This window comes from Ralstonia pickettii, from assembly GCF_001699815.1.
GTDB classification, from domain to species: domain Bacteria; phylum Pseudomonadota; class Gammaproteobacteria; order Burkholderiales; family Burkholderiaceae; genus Ralstonia; species Ralstonia thomasii.
In genome coordinates this window covers 1-15,034 of sequence record NZ_MCGB01000077.1, presented here as the reverse complement: position 1 = coordinate 15,034, position 15,034 = coordinate 1, and the positions used below count along the sequence as shown (strand labels likewise).

Genomic DNA, 15,034 nt, shown 5'->3' with positions numbered 1-15,034 from the left:
AGAGTCCTCGCCCGATTACTTGCCACCGATAAAGCCAGGCAGCCGGGAACGTGCTTCCACCCAGCGCATGAGGCCCATAACGGTCAGGTTGATCAGCATGTACATCAGCGTCACGGCGATGAACGATTCGTACGGCTGTGCGGTGTAGTCGACCAACTGGCGGCCTTGTGCGGCAAGCTCAAGCAAGCCGATCGTCGAGGCCACGGCAGAGTTCTTGAAGATATTCAGAAACTCCGACGTAAGCGGCGGCACGATGATGCGGAACGACATCGGCAACATCACGTAGCGATACGTCTGTGCAAGCGTGAAGCCCATCGCCAGGCCTGCGTTGCGCTGGCCGCGCGGCAGCGAATTGATACCCGAGCGCACCTGTTCGCACACACGCGCCGCGGTAAAGGTACCGAGGCACAGCATCGCGGACAGGAACATCGCCGTGGCGGGGTTCATCTGTTTAATGTAGTCGCCGCCCGGCACGAGTTCTGGCATGACGAAGTACCAGATGAAGAGCTGCACGATCAGCGGAATGTTGCGGAACACTTCCACGTACGCTGCGGCAAGGCCCGACAGCCACTTGTTCGGCACCGTACGCAGCACGCCCAGCACGGAGCCGATGACGAGCGCGATGATCCAGGAAGACAGGCCGAGCACGACGGTGGTCTTCAACCCCGCCAGCAGCCAGTCCAGATAGGTCTGATTCTGGGCGGCTTCCGTAAAGAAGACGCCCCAGTTCCAGTGGTAATTCATGATGGTTCCCTCAAAAAGAAACGGAAGGGAGAAGACCTGTTAACCGGCCTTTGCCTTCCGTTTCGGTGACGCTTGTATCAGGCCCGTTGAGGGAGCCGATCAGTCAAGAGCCTTGTCGTTCGGGTTCTTGATCAGCGCCTTCATGTCGTCCGACAGCGGGAACTCCATATTCACGCCCTTGGGCGGAACCGGCTGCTCGAACCACTTCTTGTATTCGGCGTTGATCGTGCCGTCCTTCATCATGCCGGCGATCGTCTTGTCGGCCAGGGCCTTGAACGGCTTGTCGTCCTTGCGAACCATACAGCCGTAGGCTTCGCGCGATTGCGGCTTGGCCACGACCACCCACTCAGCCGGGTTCTTGGCCTTGGCGCGCTCGCCGTACAGCAGGGCGTCGTCCATCATGAACGCAACAGCGCGGCCCGATTCCAGCGTCAGGAACGACTGGCCGTGGTCCTTCGTGCTGATGATGTTCATGCCCATCTGCTTCTCATCGTTCATCTTGCGCAGCAGGCGTTCCGAAGTCGTACCGGCGGTGGTCACGACGTTCTTGCCCTTCAGGTCTGCCCAATCTTTGACGCCCGAATCCTTCTTCACCATGATGCGCGTGCCGATGATGAAGATGGTGTTCGTGAACGATGCCTGCTTCTGACGCTCGAGGTTGTTCGTGGTCGAACCGCACTCCAGATCGATGGTGCCGTTCTGCAGCAGCGTGATGCGGTTCTGCGAAGTGACCGGGATCTCGTTGACCTTCAGGTCCTTCAGGCCGAGCTGCTTCTTCACGTCCTCGGCAATCTTGGTGGCGACGTCGTACGAATAGCCGATCGTGCGGACACCGCCGACGTTGTAGCTGAACGGAATCGACGAATCGCGCACGCCCAGCGTGATGGTGCCGGTGTCTTTGATCTTCTTGAGCGTACCAGTCAGCTCTTCTGCGTGGGCAGCGCTGCCGAACGCACCAACGGCGACACCAACGGCAGCAACCACGGTTGCCAGCTTGGCGAGGTTCATGAAAGTCTCCTTTTGACCATGAAAGAGAAAGACGGGACTGTACCAAAAAACGTTTGGCGACAGTATTGGTGTTGCCACTAAATCGTTGAATCCAACGGAGTTTTTCCTCCGGCGCGGACCCTGCCGCAACCGCGTTTTCCGAGCAACCGGATACCTTGCGTTGTGCTTTTCCGAAAAACCGGACAAGACGCGCAGCGCCATGCACGGCAACGCTCTGCAACATCGGCACGCAGGCCCGGTTGCTTGAGCGGATGGCCGCCAGTTGCTAAGGAAAAACAAGGGGAAATAAAGCCCGCCCGATGTGCGCTCTCTGTCGCTTAACGAACCCGACTTGAGATGGGAAGGACGACGTTGATGCCATCGCCCTTCTCATGGTGCGGTGCTCCGGAACGTTATGGTTCGCCCCATGAGCACCGGCTTTCTTCAACCGTCGCGCATGGCCGCCTGATCGGCAGCAACGCGATAGACCGGTGCAGCACCCTGTTGGAGCACCGCGCCGGTATTGACCAGCGCGTTGCCGATCAGGGGTACAGACCGCGCTCTTGGCGGGCCTGCAGAATCCGCGTACAGGCGATGATGAACGCCGCCGTACGCAGAGTAACCTTGTTGTCCTGCGCCACTTGCCAGACGCCACGGAAGGCGTCTTGCATGATCCGTACCAGACGCTGGTTGATCTCGTCTTCGGTCCAGAAGAAGCTCGAGAAATCCTGCACCCATTCGAAATAGCTGACCGTTACGCCGCCAGCGTTGGCGATCACGTCCGGGCAGACCAGGATGCCCCGGTCGCGCAGGATGTCGTCCGCCTCGGGCGTCGTCGGGCCGTTTGCACCTTCCACGACAATCTTTGCCTTGATATGAGGCGCGTTCTTGGCAGTGATCTGGCCTTCCAGCGCGGCCGGGATCAGGAATTCGCAGTCCAGCGCCCAGAAGTCGTCTTGCGAGACGGCCTCTGCAGCAAAGCCGGCCACGCTGCCATTGTGGTCAACGTGCTTGATGAGCGCGTCGACATCCAGGCCGTTGCCGTTGAACACAATGCCCTTGTGGTCTTGCACGGCAATGACCTTGGCACCAGCGTCGTGGAACAGCTTGGCTGCCACGCTGCCCACGTTGCCGAAACCCTGCACCACCACGCGCGCGCCCTTGACGTCGATCCCGAGGTTGCGTGCGGCTTCGCTGCCGACCACGAACACGCCGCGGCCAGTGGCTTCGCGACGGCCCAGGCTGCCGCCCAGTGCGATCGGCTTGCCGGTCACCACGCCAGTGGCGGTGGAGCCTTCGTTCATGGAGTACGTGTCCATCATCCACGCCATGATCTGCGCGTTGGTGTTCACGTCCGGGGCCGGAATGTCCTTGTTCGGGCCGATGATGATGCCGATCTCGCTCGTGTAGCGGCGCGTCAGGCGTTCAAGTTCGCCGGAAGACAGCTTGCGCGGGTCGACGCGGATACCACCCTTGGCACCACCGTACGGCACATTCACGGCCGCATTCTTCACCGACATCCAGGCAGACAACGCCATCACTTCCGACAGCGTCACGTCCTGGTGGAAACGCACGCCGCCCTTGCCCGGGCCGCGCGACGTGTTGTGCTGCACGCGATAGCCCTCGAAGTGGGCGATGCGGCCGTCGTCCATCTGGATCGGCACGTCGACGATCAGCGCGCGCTTCGGGCGCTTGAGCGTTTCAACCCAACGTGCAAGCGAGCCGAGGTAGGGGGTAACCCGATCGACCTGCTGCAGATAGATGCCCCACGGGCCGAGATTGTCGGCCGGCAGATAGGACGGGATGGCGTGCTGGAGTGTCGACGGAGATGCGACATTGGACATGGCTGTCTTCCTTTTTTGGGCCTCGGTAAGGCCCTTCAAGTCCCACAAAATGCCCGCCAGCTTAGGGACCGCCCGGAACGAAATCCAATGCCATTTTTACATCGGGTTATGCATTGAACGCATAACCCCGGGGACGAATTCGATGGCCCGTTCAGCCCGCCAGCGCGCTCCACAGCGTGTCGATCAGCTCGCGTTTGCGCTTGGACTGGGGGTGCCGACGGTCGTGTGCGCCGCTCTGGGGGTGCTCACGGTAAAGCCGGATTTCCATCTCGATCGACAACGTACCGCCGCCCTTGCCTTCCGCGCGCACGAGGCGACCCGCTGCCACATCCTCACGCACCGCACTCTCGGGCAGGAAGGCCACGCCATGGCCCGCCAGCGCCATCACCTTGAGCGCCTCGGCCATGTCGGTTTCGTAGCACTTGTCGAGCAGCGGCGCCACCGGCGAGTTTTCCAGCAGCACATCCACCATGCGCCCGAGAAAGGCATTGGGCGTATAGCTCAGGTAGGCGATGGGTTTGCGTGCGGTGGGAACGAGTCGATAGATCGGCCGCCCGCTGGCATCGGGCTTGGAGAACGGCGAAAGCCGCTCGGTGCCCAGCACCAGCATGTCGTAGCGCGTGGGGTCGAGCTGGATCATCTGCCGCGCGTGGTGATAGACCATCACGAGATCGCAGCCGCCCTCCACCAGCGTCATCACCGCATCGTGCACATTGAGCGCGCGCAGCCTGCATTGCAGCTTGCCGATCTTCTCTTCCACCTGCGCGAGCCAGCCGGGGAAGAACGTCAGCGATAGCGTATGCGGCACGGCAAAGTCGATCGTCGACGCACTGGCCGGACGCTGGCCGCGCATCAGTGCGCGCGTCTCACTCACCTGGGCGAGCATCGCCAAAGCCTGTTCGTAGAAGACCTCTCCGGCGGGCGTCAGGCGTGTTGGGTAGCTTGATCGGTCGATCAGCTCATTGCCGAGCCAGGCCTCGAGGGATTGAATGCGCCGCGAAAACGCCGGCTGCGTCACGTGCCGCAGCTCGGCCGAGCGCGAAAAGCTGCGCGTCTCGGCCAGGCTGATGAAGTCTTCCAGCCATTTGAGTTCCATCGGATTGCCTCTCCCTCAACCTGCTCGGGCGTCTTCTGCTTCTTCGGCAACGCGCTCTGGCTCGCGTGCCTGCATGCGCCACATCTGCGCGTAACGGCCTTCCGCACGCAACAACGATTCATGCGTGCCTCGCTCGATGATGCGACCGTGCTCCATCACCAGAATCTGGTGCGCACGGACGATGGTCGACAACCGGTGCGCAACGACCAGCGTGGTGTGGTTCTGCGCCAGGCGCATCAGCTCTTCCTGGATGGCGTGCTCGGTGCGCGAGTCGAGCGCAGACGTCGCTTCGTCAAACACGAGAATCGGCGGGCGCTTGAGCAAGGTGCGTGCAATCGCCACACGCTGCTTCTCGCCGCCGGAGAGCTTCAGGCCGCGCTCGCCGACTTGCGTCTCGTAGCCGTCGGGCAGCGATTCGACAAAGTGGTGAATCTGCGCCGCGCGGGCGGCTTCAATCACCTCTTCGCGGCTCGCATCCGGGCGGCCGTAAGCAATGTTGTAGTAGATGCTGTCGTTGAAGAGCACCGTGTCTTGCGGAACGATGCCGATGGCAGCGCGCACGCTCGATTGCGTGACATCGCGCAGGTCCTGACCGTCGATCTGGATAGCGCCCGACTTCACGTCATAGAAGCGGAACAGCAGGCGCGCCAGGGTCGACTTGCCCGAGCCGCTCTGCCCAACGACGGCGGTGGTCGTGCCGGCCGGAATCGTGAAATCCACATCGAACAGGATCTGGCGATTGGCTTCGTAGCTGAAGTCGACATGCGCGAAGCGCACTTCGCCCGCATGCACCGTCAGCGGCGGAGCGTCGGGCTTGTCGGCGACTTCGCGGTTGGTCTGCAGCAGGTTGAACATGCGGTCCATGTCGGTCACGGCCTGCTTCAGCTCGCGGTAGATCACGCCCAGGAAGTTGAGCGGAATGTAGATCTGCAGCATCAGCGTGTTGACCAGCACGAGGTCGCCCAGCGTCATGTGCCCCGCCGCCACACCTTGCGTGGCGCGATACAGGATCAGGATGAGCGCCGTGGCCACAATGAGCTGCTGGCCGAAGTTCAGCACCGACAAAGAATTCTGCGAGCGGATGGCTGCGGCGCGGTAGTGCTTCAGGTTCTCGTCGTAGCGACGTGCTTCGTAGTCTTCGTTGCCGAAGTACTTGACCGTTTCAAAGTTCAGCAGCGAATCGATCGCCTTCTGGTTGGCGCGCGAATCCAGCTCGTTCATCTTGCGGCGGAAGTGCGTGCGCCAGTTCGTCACCGTCACCGTAAACACGATGTAGCTGACCAGCGCGCAAAACGTGATGAGCGCGAACCACACGTCGTACTTCACGAAGAAATACGTGATGACGAGGCCGACTTCCACCAGCGTCGGCAGGATGCTGTACAGCGAATACGAGATGAGCGACTGGATGCCGCGTGTGCCGCGCTCGATGTCGCGGCTCATGCCGCCGGTCTGGCGCTCCAGATGAAAGCGCAGCGACAGCGCGTGCAGATGGCGGAACACCTGCAGTGCGAGCGTGCGCACCGAACTCTCCGTGACCTTCGCGAACAGGATTTCGCGCAGCTCCGAGAACAGCGACGTCGACAGCCGCAGCAGCCCGTAACCAATGATGATGCCCACCGGCACAACCAGCAGCGCGCGCGGGTCGGACGGCGACACGTTCATGGCATCGATCAGCCGCTTCATGACCATCGGCACACCGAGGTTTGCCACCTTGGCCGCGATCAGAAACGACAGTGCCAGCGCCACCCGCCACTTGTAGGCCAGTAGATACGGCAGCAGGCTCTTGATGGTGCGCCAGTCGCCGCGGGCAGCCCCCGGCGGAGGCGGTTCGGAAGAGGCGGGAAAGCGGCGCATGTGCGGTGCAATAAAATGGCGGATTGTGTATTCTCCCACCGATCACCTGCGCGCGCCCCAGGCGCGCTGGTGGGCCCTCCCTCCCGCCTCAATGCTGCCCTGCATCATCATGTCCGATACCCATGCCGCCACCGAAACCGTCACGCTGCCCGCCGACAAGCAGCCCGCCGTGCGCGTGATGCCCATGCCGTCCGACGCCAACGTCCACGGTGATGTGTTTGGCGGCTGGATCATGTCGCAGGTGGACATTGCCGGGTCGATCCCAGCCGTGGTACGCGCCAACGGCCGTGTCGCCACGATCGCGGTCAACTCGTTTGTCTTCAAGCAACCTGTGTACGTGGGCGATCTGGTGAGCTTCTACGCTAACGTGGTCAAGACGGGGCGCACGTCGATCACCGTGGATGTGGAGGTCTATGCGCAACGCATGCACGCCAGCGGTCGCCACGCCACCGTCAAGGTGACGGAAGCCACCCTCACCTACGTGGCGACCGACGAGACTCGCAAGCCGCGCGTGCTGCCGCCGCTCTGAAGGGGCAACGGCCAAGAAAAAACCCGGCTTCGCGCCGGGTTTTCTTTTGCAGGTGAACGATTCGCTCAGTTGAACTTGGAGAAATCCGGGCGGCGCTTTTCGAAGAACGCCGTGAACGCCTCGCGCGCCTCGGGGGCACGCAGCATTTCCCCAAATTGCTTGCCTTCCACCGACATGCGCTCGGCGATCTGCGGCGTGGCGCCCTCCTTCATCAGGCGCTTGGTGGCGCGCAGCGATGCGGGCGGCAGCAGCGTCAGCTTGCGCGCCTGCGTACGCACGAAGGCATCCAGCTCGCCAGCCGGCAGCACGCGATTGACCAGCCCCAGCTCGCGCGCTTCGTTCGCGTCGAACGGCTCGCCGAAGAGCAGCTTGTCCGCCGCGCGGTGGTAGCCGGCCAGCTGCGGCAGCAGCAAGCTCGATGCGGCTTCAGGGCAGAGGCCCAGCTGCGCGAATGGCATCGACAGCTTGGCCGTCTCGGATGCGTAGACGAGGTCGCAATGCAGCAGCATGGTCGTACCCACGCCGACAGCCGCGCCGCTCACGGAGGCGATCAACGGCTTGCTCGCTGTGCTGATCGCTCGCAGGAACTGGTGCACAGGGGCGCTCTCGTCCTTGGGCGGATTCTTCATGAAGTCTTCGAGATCGTTGCCCGCCGTGAACACGCTCTCGTGGCCGGCCAGCACAATCACGCGGATGGCGGGATCGGTTTCGGCAGCCACCAGGGCATCGGCCAACGTTTGATACATCGCGGCCGTGATGGCGTTCTTGCGGTCCAGACGATCAAAGGTCAGCGTCAGGACGCCGTCTGCGGTCTCGGTACGAATCGACATGAAAACTCCAGGTGAAGCCTGCGCGGCTAAATCGGCACAGGCGAATCAGATAGATAACCGACGGAGAACGCGTTGGCCCCCACGTTCAACGCCACGGTCAGGCTCATCGGCGCGAGCAGCACTTCCACGCCGTGCTCCTGTGCGGTTCGCATCAACGCTTGCACCGGCTCCATGCGGCGCACGGTATCGAGCGAACCGGAATACGTGATCGCCACCACCGGCGTGGCCAGACGCTCCTCGGTAATCATGGTTTCGGTGTGCGCGAGCAGGCGGCGAATTCCCTCGTCGGAGCCGCGCACCTTGGCGATGGCTTCGGTGTCGCCGCGGTGCATATGAATGAGCGGCCGCACGTTGAAGGCCGTGCCCATCATGTAGCGCCCCCAGGTGATGCTCTTCTCGCCCTTCTGCTTGGCGCGCGTGTACATGTACAGCAACTCATCGGGCACGAGATAGACGTGTGAGGCATCGCGCAGGCGATTCTCGATCACGTGCACCACGTCACGCACCTCTGCGCCTTCCCGCAACATGCGTGCTGCTTCATGCACCATCAGCGCTTGGCCCGGGCCAATGGCGCCGGTATCGACCACCGTCAACTCGAACAGCCCTGAGCGGCCCGCATCCTTGCGTGGCTTGAAGCTCTTGGCCGTGGTGCCCACCACCGCGCCGGTTGCGTGGCTGTAGAAATGACTGCGCGAGCTGGCAATCGTCAGCAGCAAGGCACGGTCGTGCTGCGTGACCACGTGCTTGAGCAGGAAGTCTTCAATCTCGCGTTCGAGCAGCGGAATCGATTCGGCATAGTGATCCTGCTTGTCGACGAGGTATTTGCGATAAAGCTGCGGCAGCGCCGCCTCGTCGCGGCGGTCTTCTACAAACAATTCGCCCGCACGAATGCGGAACGGCACCACGCCCAACCCCAGTTGATCGATCATCGAGCGTGGCATATCGCATGCCGCGTCGGTCAATACGATTGTGTCGCCGATAGTGTTGCCCATCGCACGCCCTCCTCTTGGTGCACCGCCGGTGGCCCGGTGGTGTGTCTCCTCTGTTGCGGAATCATGGTTCCGCTTCTGTCGCGATGCCGGCTAGGTGCCGGCTGCGTTCTTCGGCGCGCTTGTTGATGTAGTACTGCGCGCGCCTGCGCAATCATGCGTGTTGAGACGGGCGATTTACAAGCAGGGGGAAGAACTTAATCCTTCCCCCTGACGTGGGGTCACATGCGTTCGAAAATGCCCGCAGCGCCCATGCCGGTGCCGACGCACATCGTCACCATGCCGTACTTCTGGTTGCGACGGCGCAGGCCGTGCACCACCGTGGCCGCACGAATGGCACCGGTGGCGCCCAGCGGGTGGCCCAGCGCGATCGCGCCACCCAGCGGGTTGATCTTGCTGGTGTCCAGGCCCAGGTCCTGGATCACGGCCAGAGACTGCGCGGCGAACGCTTCGTTCAGCTCGATCCAGTCGATCTGGTCCTGCGTCAGGCCGCCCGCCTTCAGCGCGGCAGGAATCGCTTCCTTCGGACCAATCCCCATGATCTCCGGCGGCACACCGCGCACCGCAAACGACACAAAGCGCGCCAGCGGCACCAGGTTGAACTGCTTGAGGATCTTCTCCGACACCAGGATCAACGCGCCCGAGCCGTCCGACGTCTGCGAGCTATTGCCGGCCGTCACGCTGCCCTTATTCGCGAACACGGCGCGCAGCTTGCCCAGGCCTTCGACCGACGTATCGGCACGCGGGCCTTCATCCAGCGACATCGTGCGCGTCCTGATGTCGATTGCGCCCGTACCCAGGTTCGGGAACTTCTCGATGATCTCGATCGGGGTGATCTCGTCCTTGAACTCGCCGGCTTGCTGCGCGGCCAGCGCCTTCTGGTGCGAAGCCAGCGAGAAGGCGTCCTGCGCCTCGCGCGAGATCTTCCATTGCTGGGCGACCTTCTCCGCCGTCAGGCCCATGCCGTAGGCGATGCCGACGTTCTCGTCGCGCGTGAAAATCTCCGGCGACATTGACGGCGAGTTGCCCATCATCGGCACCATGCTCATCGATTCGACACCGGCGGCGATCATCACGTCGGATTCGCCCACCCGGATGCGGTCAGCCGCCATGGCCACGGCGGTCAGGCCAGAGGCGCAGAAGCGGTTGACGGTTACACCGCCCACAGAGTTGGGCAGGCCGGCCAGCAGCGCGCCGATACGCGCCACGTTCAGGCCCTGCTGCGCTTCCGGAATCGCACAGCCGACGATGGCGTCTTCGATCAACGCCGGGTCCAGGTTCGGCACCTGGGCGACAGCACTCTTGAGGATGGTCGCCAGCAGGTCATCCGGGCGCAGGTTCTTGAGCGTGCCCTTGGGCGCCTTGCCGATCGGGGAACGCGTCGCTGCGACGATATAGGCGTCTTGCAATTGCTTGGTCATGATGAAACTCCTGTTTCTCTGTCGTCGCGGCGATTAGTTACGCACCGGCTTGCCGGTCTGCAGCATGCCCATGATGCGTTCCTGGGTCTTGGCGCTGCCGAGCAGGTCCACGAAGGCCTTGCGCTCCAGCGCCAGCAGCCATTCTTCATCCACCAGCGCGCCGGCTTCGACGTCACCGCCGCACACGGCTTCAGCGATGCGCGAGGCAATCGTGAAGTCGTGCTGCGAGATGAAGCCGCCGTCACGCATGTTCACCAGCGACGCCTTGATCGTCGCGATACCCGAACGACCTGCCACCGGAATGCCCACCGGACGCAGCGGCGCGCGGTAGCCCGAGTCGGACAGCGCGCGCACTTCATTGCGCGCAACGTGCAGCAATTCGTGCACGTTGAACACAATCGTGTCGGTCGGTTGCAGGTAGCCGATCTTCTGCGCGTCCAGCGCGGAAGACGACACCTTGGCCATAGCCGCAGCCTGGAAGCGGTTGGTCAGGAACTGCAGGATGTTCGTGCTGCCCGCTGCCTGCGCAGCCTTGGCAGCGGCCAAGGCCGCTTCCTTCAGGCCGCCACCTGCCGGCACCAGGCCCACGCCCACTTCCACGAGACCGATGTACGTCTCCAGCGCAGCCACACGCTTGGCCGAGTGCAGCAGCAGTTCGCAGCCGCCGCCCAGTGCGATGCCCGATGCGGCCGACACGACCGGCACGCCGGCGTACTTCACACGCATCATGCCGTCCTGAAACTTCTTGACGAACGGCTCGATGCCCTTGGCGCCGCCCATCATAAAGGCGGGCATGGCTTCTTCGAGGTTTGCACCGGCGGAGAACGGGCCGCCCGGCGCGCCCAGCTTGAGAGACGTCGGCTGCCACACCACCAGACCCTTATAGCCGGCTTCGGCCAGGTCAACGGCACGCGTCAGACCGTCGATGACGCTCGGCCCGATCGTATTCATCTTGCTCTTGAACGAGACGACCAGCACGTCGTCCTGGCCGGCCGCATCGTCCACCCAGATGCGCACGGCGTCGGTCTCTTCGATGGTCTTGCCATACGTGAGCGGATTGACCGTGGTCGCACCCTTGATGGGTGCGCGGAACACCTGGCGGCCGTACACCGGCAGCGTGCTGCGTTGCAGGAACGTGCCCTGTTTGGCCGACCACGAACCCTGTGCCGAATGCACACCGCCGTTGTCCGCCACTGGGCCGGAAAACACCCACTGCGGCAGCGCTGCGTTCGACAGCGCCTTGCCGGCTTCGATGTCTTCCTTCACCCACTCGGCCACCTGCTTCCAGCCCGCCTCTTGCCAGTCTTCGAACGGGCCGCTGTTCCAGCCGAAGCCCCAGCGGATCGCCAGATCCACTTCCGCGGCGGAGTCGGCAATTTGCTCCAGGTACACGGCGATGTAGTGGAACACGTCACGGAACACAGCCCACAGGAACTGCGCCTGCGGGTTGGTCGATTCGCGCAGCAGCTTCAGACGCTCGGCCGGCTCCTTCTTCAGGATGCGCACAACGATGTCATCCGCCTTCTTGCCACTTGGGCCGTACTGGCCGCTTTGCGGATCCAGCACCTTGATTTCTTTGCCTTCCTTTTTGTAGAAACCGGCGCCGGCCTTCTGGCCCAGGGCGCCCGCCTCCACCAGCTTGGCCAGCACGGGCGGCGTAGCGTAGACCGGAGCGAACGGATCCTCCTTCAGGTTGTCCTGCATCGTCTTGATGACGTGCGCCATCGTGTCCAGGCCCACCACGTCCGCCGTGCGGAACGTCGCTGACTTGGCACGGCCCAGCTTCGAGCCCGTCAGGTCATCGACCACGTCGAACGGAATGCCGTACTTGGCCGACTCCGCAAATACGGCCAGGATCGAGAAGATGCCGACGCGGTTGGCGATGAAGTTGGGCGTGTCCTTCGCGCGCACCACGCCCTTGCCGAGCGCGGAGGTCAGGAACGTTTCCAGCTTGTCGAGAATGTCGCCGCGCGTGTGGGCAGTCGGGATCAGCTCGACCAGGTGCATGTAGCGCGGCGGATTGAAGAAGTGCACGCCGCAGAAGCGCGACTTCAGCTCGGCATCAAAGCCATCGGATAGTTCGGTGATCGACAGACCCGACGTGTTGGAGGCAAAGATCGCATGCGGGGCGATGTGCGGCGCGACCTTCTTATACAGGTCGTGCTTCCAGTCCATGCGCTCGGCAATCGCTTCGATCACGAGATCGCAATCGCGCAGCTTTTCGATGTCGTCTTCGTAGTTGGCCGCCTGGATCAGGTTGGCGTCATCCTTGATACCGAGCGGCGCCGGCGACAGCTTCTTCAGGTTTTCAATGGCCTTCAGCGCGATGCCGCTCTTCGGGCCTTCCTTGGCCGGAAGATCAAACAGCGTGACAGGAACCTTGGCGTTGATCAGGTGCGCGGCAATCTGCGCCCCCATCACGCCGGCGCCCAGCACAGCAACGCGCCGGACGAGGAAATTGGAACGCTGGCCGGCCTGCGGCTGCGCGCTGGTGGGGAGTTCAGTGCGGGTCATGGTGTCCTCGCGGGAGGTGAGGAAGAGACAAGCGGGGCGACGGTCTTTGCGCGTCGCCCCGGGTAAGTGCGCCTGTTAGAACAGGTCGGCTTCGAGTGCCATCAGCGTCGCGCCGCCGGCACGTGCCATGCGGATCTGCGAAGCGGTCTCAGGCAGCAGCTTGGCAAAGTAGAAGCGCGCCGTCGCCAGCTTGACCTTGTAGAACGAGTCGCCACTGTCTTGCTTTTCCAGAGCGATCTTGGCCATGCGGGCCCAGAAGTACGAGAACACCAGATGGCCGACCACACGCAGGTACGGCACAGCGGCGGCGCCGACTTCGTCCGGGTTGGCCATTGCCTTCATGCCGATTTCCATGGTCAGCTTCTGGACCTTGTCACCGATGTCGGCCAGCGGGTTGATGAATTCCTGCATGGCTTCGTTGGTGCCTTCGGCTTCCACAAAGTCCTGGACCAGCTTGCCGAATTTCTTCATCTTGGCGCCCATGTCGCCGAGGATCTTGCGGCCCAGCAGGTCCAGCGACTGCACGGTATTCGTGCCTTCGTAGATCATGTTGATGCGGGCGTCGCGCACGTACTGCTCCATGCCCCACTCGGCGATGTAGCCGTGGCCGCCGAATACCTGCATGCCTTCGTTGGTGGAGATGAATGCGTTGTCGCTCAGGAAAGCCTTGGCGATCGGCGTCAGCAGCGCGACGAGGTCGGCGGCGTCCTTGCGCGCCGACTCATCGGAGTGCGACAGCTCTCGGTCGATCTGAAGGGCGATCCAGTAGCTAAATGCACGGCCGCCTTCGGCAAAGGCGCGTTGCGTCAGCAGCATGCGGCGCACGTCCGGGTGCACGATGATCGGGTCGGCCGGCTTGTCCGGTGCCTTCGGGCCCGACAGGCTGCGCATCTGCAGACGTTCCTTGGCGTAGGCAGCGGAGTTTTGGTACGCGACTTCGGTCAGGCCCAGGCTCTGCATGCCGACGCCGAGACGGGCGGCGTTCATCATCACGAACATGGCGTTCAGGCCCTTGTTCGGCTCGCCGACCATCCAACCGCGCGCACCGTCCAGATTGATCACGCAGGTAGCGTTGCCGTGAATGCCCATCTTGTGTTCGATGGAGCCGCACTTCACGGTGTTGCGCTCGCCCGGGTTGCCGTTGGCATCGGGGATGAACTTGGGCACCACGAACAGCGAGATGCCCTTCGTGCCGCCCGGCGCGTCCGGCAGACGTGCCAGCACCAGGTGAATGATGTTCTCGGCCAGGTCGTGCTCGCCCGCCGAGATGAAGATCTTCGTGCCGGTGATGGCATACGAGCCATCGGCCAGCGGTTCAGCCCTGGTGCGCAGGATGCCCAGGTCGGTGCCGCAATGCGGCTCGGTCAGACACATCGTGCCGGTCCACACGCCCGACACCAGTTTCGGCAGGTAACGCTGCTTGAGCTCGTCGGTGCCGTGTGCGTGCAGGGCTTCGTACGCGCCATGCGACAGGCCCGGATACATCGTCCAGGCCTGGTTGGCCGAATTCAGCATCTCGTACAGCGCGTTGTTGATCAGGATGGGCAGACCTTGGCCGCCGTATTCCGGATCGCAGCCCAGCGAGGGCCAGCCGGCCTCGACGTACTGTTGATACGCCTCCTTGAAGCCCTTCGGAGCGGTCACCACGCCGTCGCCGTGGTACGTGCAGCCCTCGCGATCGCCGGACTGGTTGAGCGGGAAGATGACTTCGGAGCAGAACTTGCCCGCTTCCTCGATCACCTGGTTGATGGTGTCGGCATCGATCTCCGCGTGCTGCGGCATCTCCTTCAAGTGGTTCTCGACGCCGAGAAGCTCATGGAGGACAAACTGCATGTCGCGCAACGGTGCGGTGTATTGACCCATCTTGGGCTCCTTGGTTGTTGCTGCGCGACCCGCTAGGTGTGCGACGGCCGCGTCAGGTTCGGTAAGACTGAATGAGTTTGTTAGAGCGTGTTATGCACTTTGGACGACAGGTGCGGCGTGAACGAGCATGAGCATGGCAAAGACGACGAAATGCAAGCCGGCGAGTGTTTCAGGCAAGCGCTCGTAGTCGCGTGCGAGTCTTCGAAACCGATTGAGCCATCCGAAACTGCGCTCGACGACCCATCGGCGTGGCAGCAGGACAAAGCCTTTCTTCGCCTCTGGCAGTTTGATGACCTGCAATTCGATGCCTTCGTCCCGCGCGGCTTGCGCTGGTTCTTCGCCCGTATAACCCTGGTCGGCAAA

The 15,034-nt window shown here is 62.8% G+C and carries 12 protein-coding genes; 1 reads left to right on the top strand and 11 read right to left on the bottom strand.

Annotated elements, in window-relative coordinates; genetic code table 11:
* Positions 1 to 15 precede the first annotated feature (15 nt).
* The 5 genes from BEK68_RS16005 to BEK68_RS15985 all read right to left on the bottom strand — a co-directional run bounded on the left by BEK68_RS16005 (position 16) and on the right by BEK68_RS15985 (position 6,525).
* Positions 16 to 744, bottom strand: a complete 729-nt coding sequence (locus BEK68_RS16005; RefSeq protein WP_004633209.1) for an amino acid ABC transporter permease — start codon at positions 742 to 744, stop codon at positions 16 to 18.
* Between the two features lie 99 nt (positions 745 to 843).
* Positions 844 to 1,752 carry a glutamate/aspartate ABC transporter substrate-binding protein gene (locus tag BEK68_RS16000; RefSeq protein WP_004633211.1) on the bottom strand — a complete coding sequence of 303 codons (909 nt, stop codon included), beginning with the start codon at positions 1,750 to 1,752 and terminating at the stop codon, positions 844 to 846.
* Positions 1,753 to 2,273: 521 nt separating this feature from the next.
* Positions 2,274 to 3,575, bottom strand: a complete 1,302-nt coding sequence (locus BEK68_RS15995) for a Glu/Leu/Phe/Val family dehydrogenase (RefSeq protein ID WP_004633212.1) — start codon at positions 3,573 to 3,575, stop codon at positions 2,274 to 2,276.
* A 151-nt stretch (positions 3,576 to 3,726) separates the two neighbouring features.
* Positions 3,727 to 4,671 (bottom strand): LysR substrate-binding domain-containing protein, encoded by a 945-nt coding sequence (locus BEK68_RS15990; protein ID WP_004633215.1) that lies wholly within the window; start codon positions 4,669 to 4,671, stop codon positions 3,727 to 3,729.
* 15 nt (positions 4,672 to 4,686) lie between these two features.
* Complete coding sequence (locus BEK68_RS15985; protein WP_004633216.1) at positions 4,687 to 6,525, bottom strand: ABCB family ABC transporter ATP-binding protein/permease; 1,839 nt, start codon at positions 6,523 to 6,525, stop codon at positions 4,687 to 4,689.
* A gap of 91 nt (positions 6,526 to 6,616) precedes the next feature.
* On the opposite strand from BEK68_RS15985, the gene BEK68_RS15980 reads away from it, so the two are divergent.
* The gene (locus BEK68_RS15980; RefSeq protein WP_004633219.1) at positions 6,617 to 7,054 is read left to right on the top strand and encodes an acyl-CoA thioesterase; all 438 of its coding nucleotides are present in this window, start codon (positions 6,617 to 6,619) and stop codon (positions 7,052 to 7,054) included.
* Positions 7,055 to 7,119: 65 nt separating this feature from the next.
* Here the strand turns inward: BEK68_RS15980 and BEK68_RS15975 are convergent, their stop codons facing one another.
* The 6 genes from BEK68_RS15975 to BEK68_RS15950 form a co-directional block, all read right to left on the bottom strand.
* Positions 7,120 to 7,884: an enoyl-CoA hydratase gene (locus tag BEK68_RS15975; RefSeq protein ID WP_009239125.1), complete on the bottom strand. Its 765-nt coding sequence runs from the start codon at positions 7,882 to 7,884 to the stop codon at positions 7,120 to 7,122.
* 26 nt (positions 7,885 to 7,910) lie between these two features.
* Positions 7,911 to 8,876, bottom strand: coding sequence for a DegV family protein (locus BEK68_RS15970; RefSeq protein WP_009239126.1), 966 nt, complete (start codon positions 8,874 to 8,876; stop codon positions 7,911 to 7,913).
* Positions 8,877 to 9,094: 218 nt separating this feature from the next.
* Positions 9,095 to 10,294 (bottom strand): acetyl-CoA C-acyltransferase, encoded by a 1,200-nt coding sequence (locus BEK68_RS15965; protein ID WP_009239127.1) that lies wholly within the window; start codon positions 10,292 to 10,294, stop codon positions 9,095 to 9,097.
* Between the two features lie 33 nt (positions 10,295 to 10,327).
* Positions 10,328 to 12,808 (bottom strand): 3-hydroxyacyl-CoA dehydrogenase/enoyl-CoA hydratase family protein, encoded by a 2,481-nt coding sequence (locus BEK68_RS15960; protein ID WP_009239128.1) that lies wholly within the window; start codon positions 12,806 to 12,808, stop codon positions 10,328 to 10,330.
* Between the two features lie 75 nt (positions 12,809 to 12,883).
* Positions 12,884 to 14,671 (bottom strand): acyl-CoA dehydrogenase C-terminal domain-containing protein, encoded by a 1,788-nt coding sequence (locus BEK68_RS15955; RefSeq protein ID WP_009239129.1) that lies wholly within the window; start codon positions 14,669 to 14,671, stop codon positions 12,884 to 12,886.
* Between the two features lie 90 nt (positions 14,672 to 14,761).
* A partial coding sequence (locus BEK68_RS15950) for a transposase (protein ID WP_139111360.1) occupies positions 14,762 to 15,034 on the bottom strand: 273 nt, incomplete at its 5' end.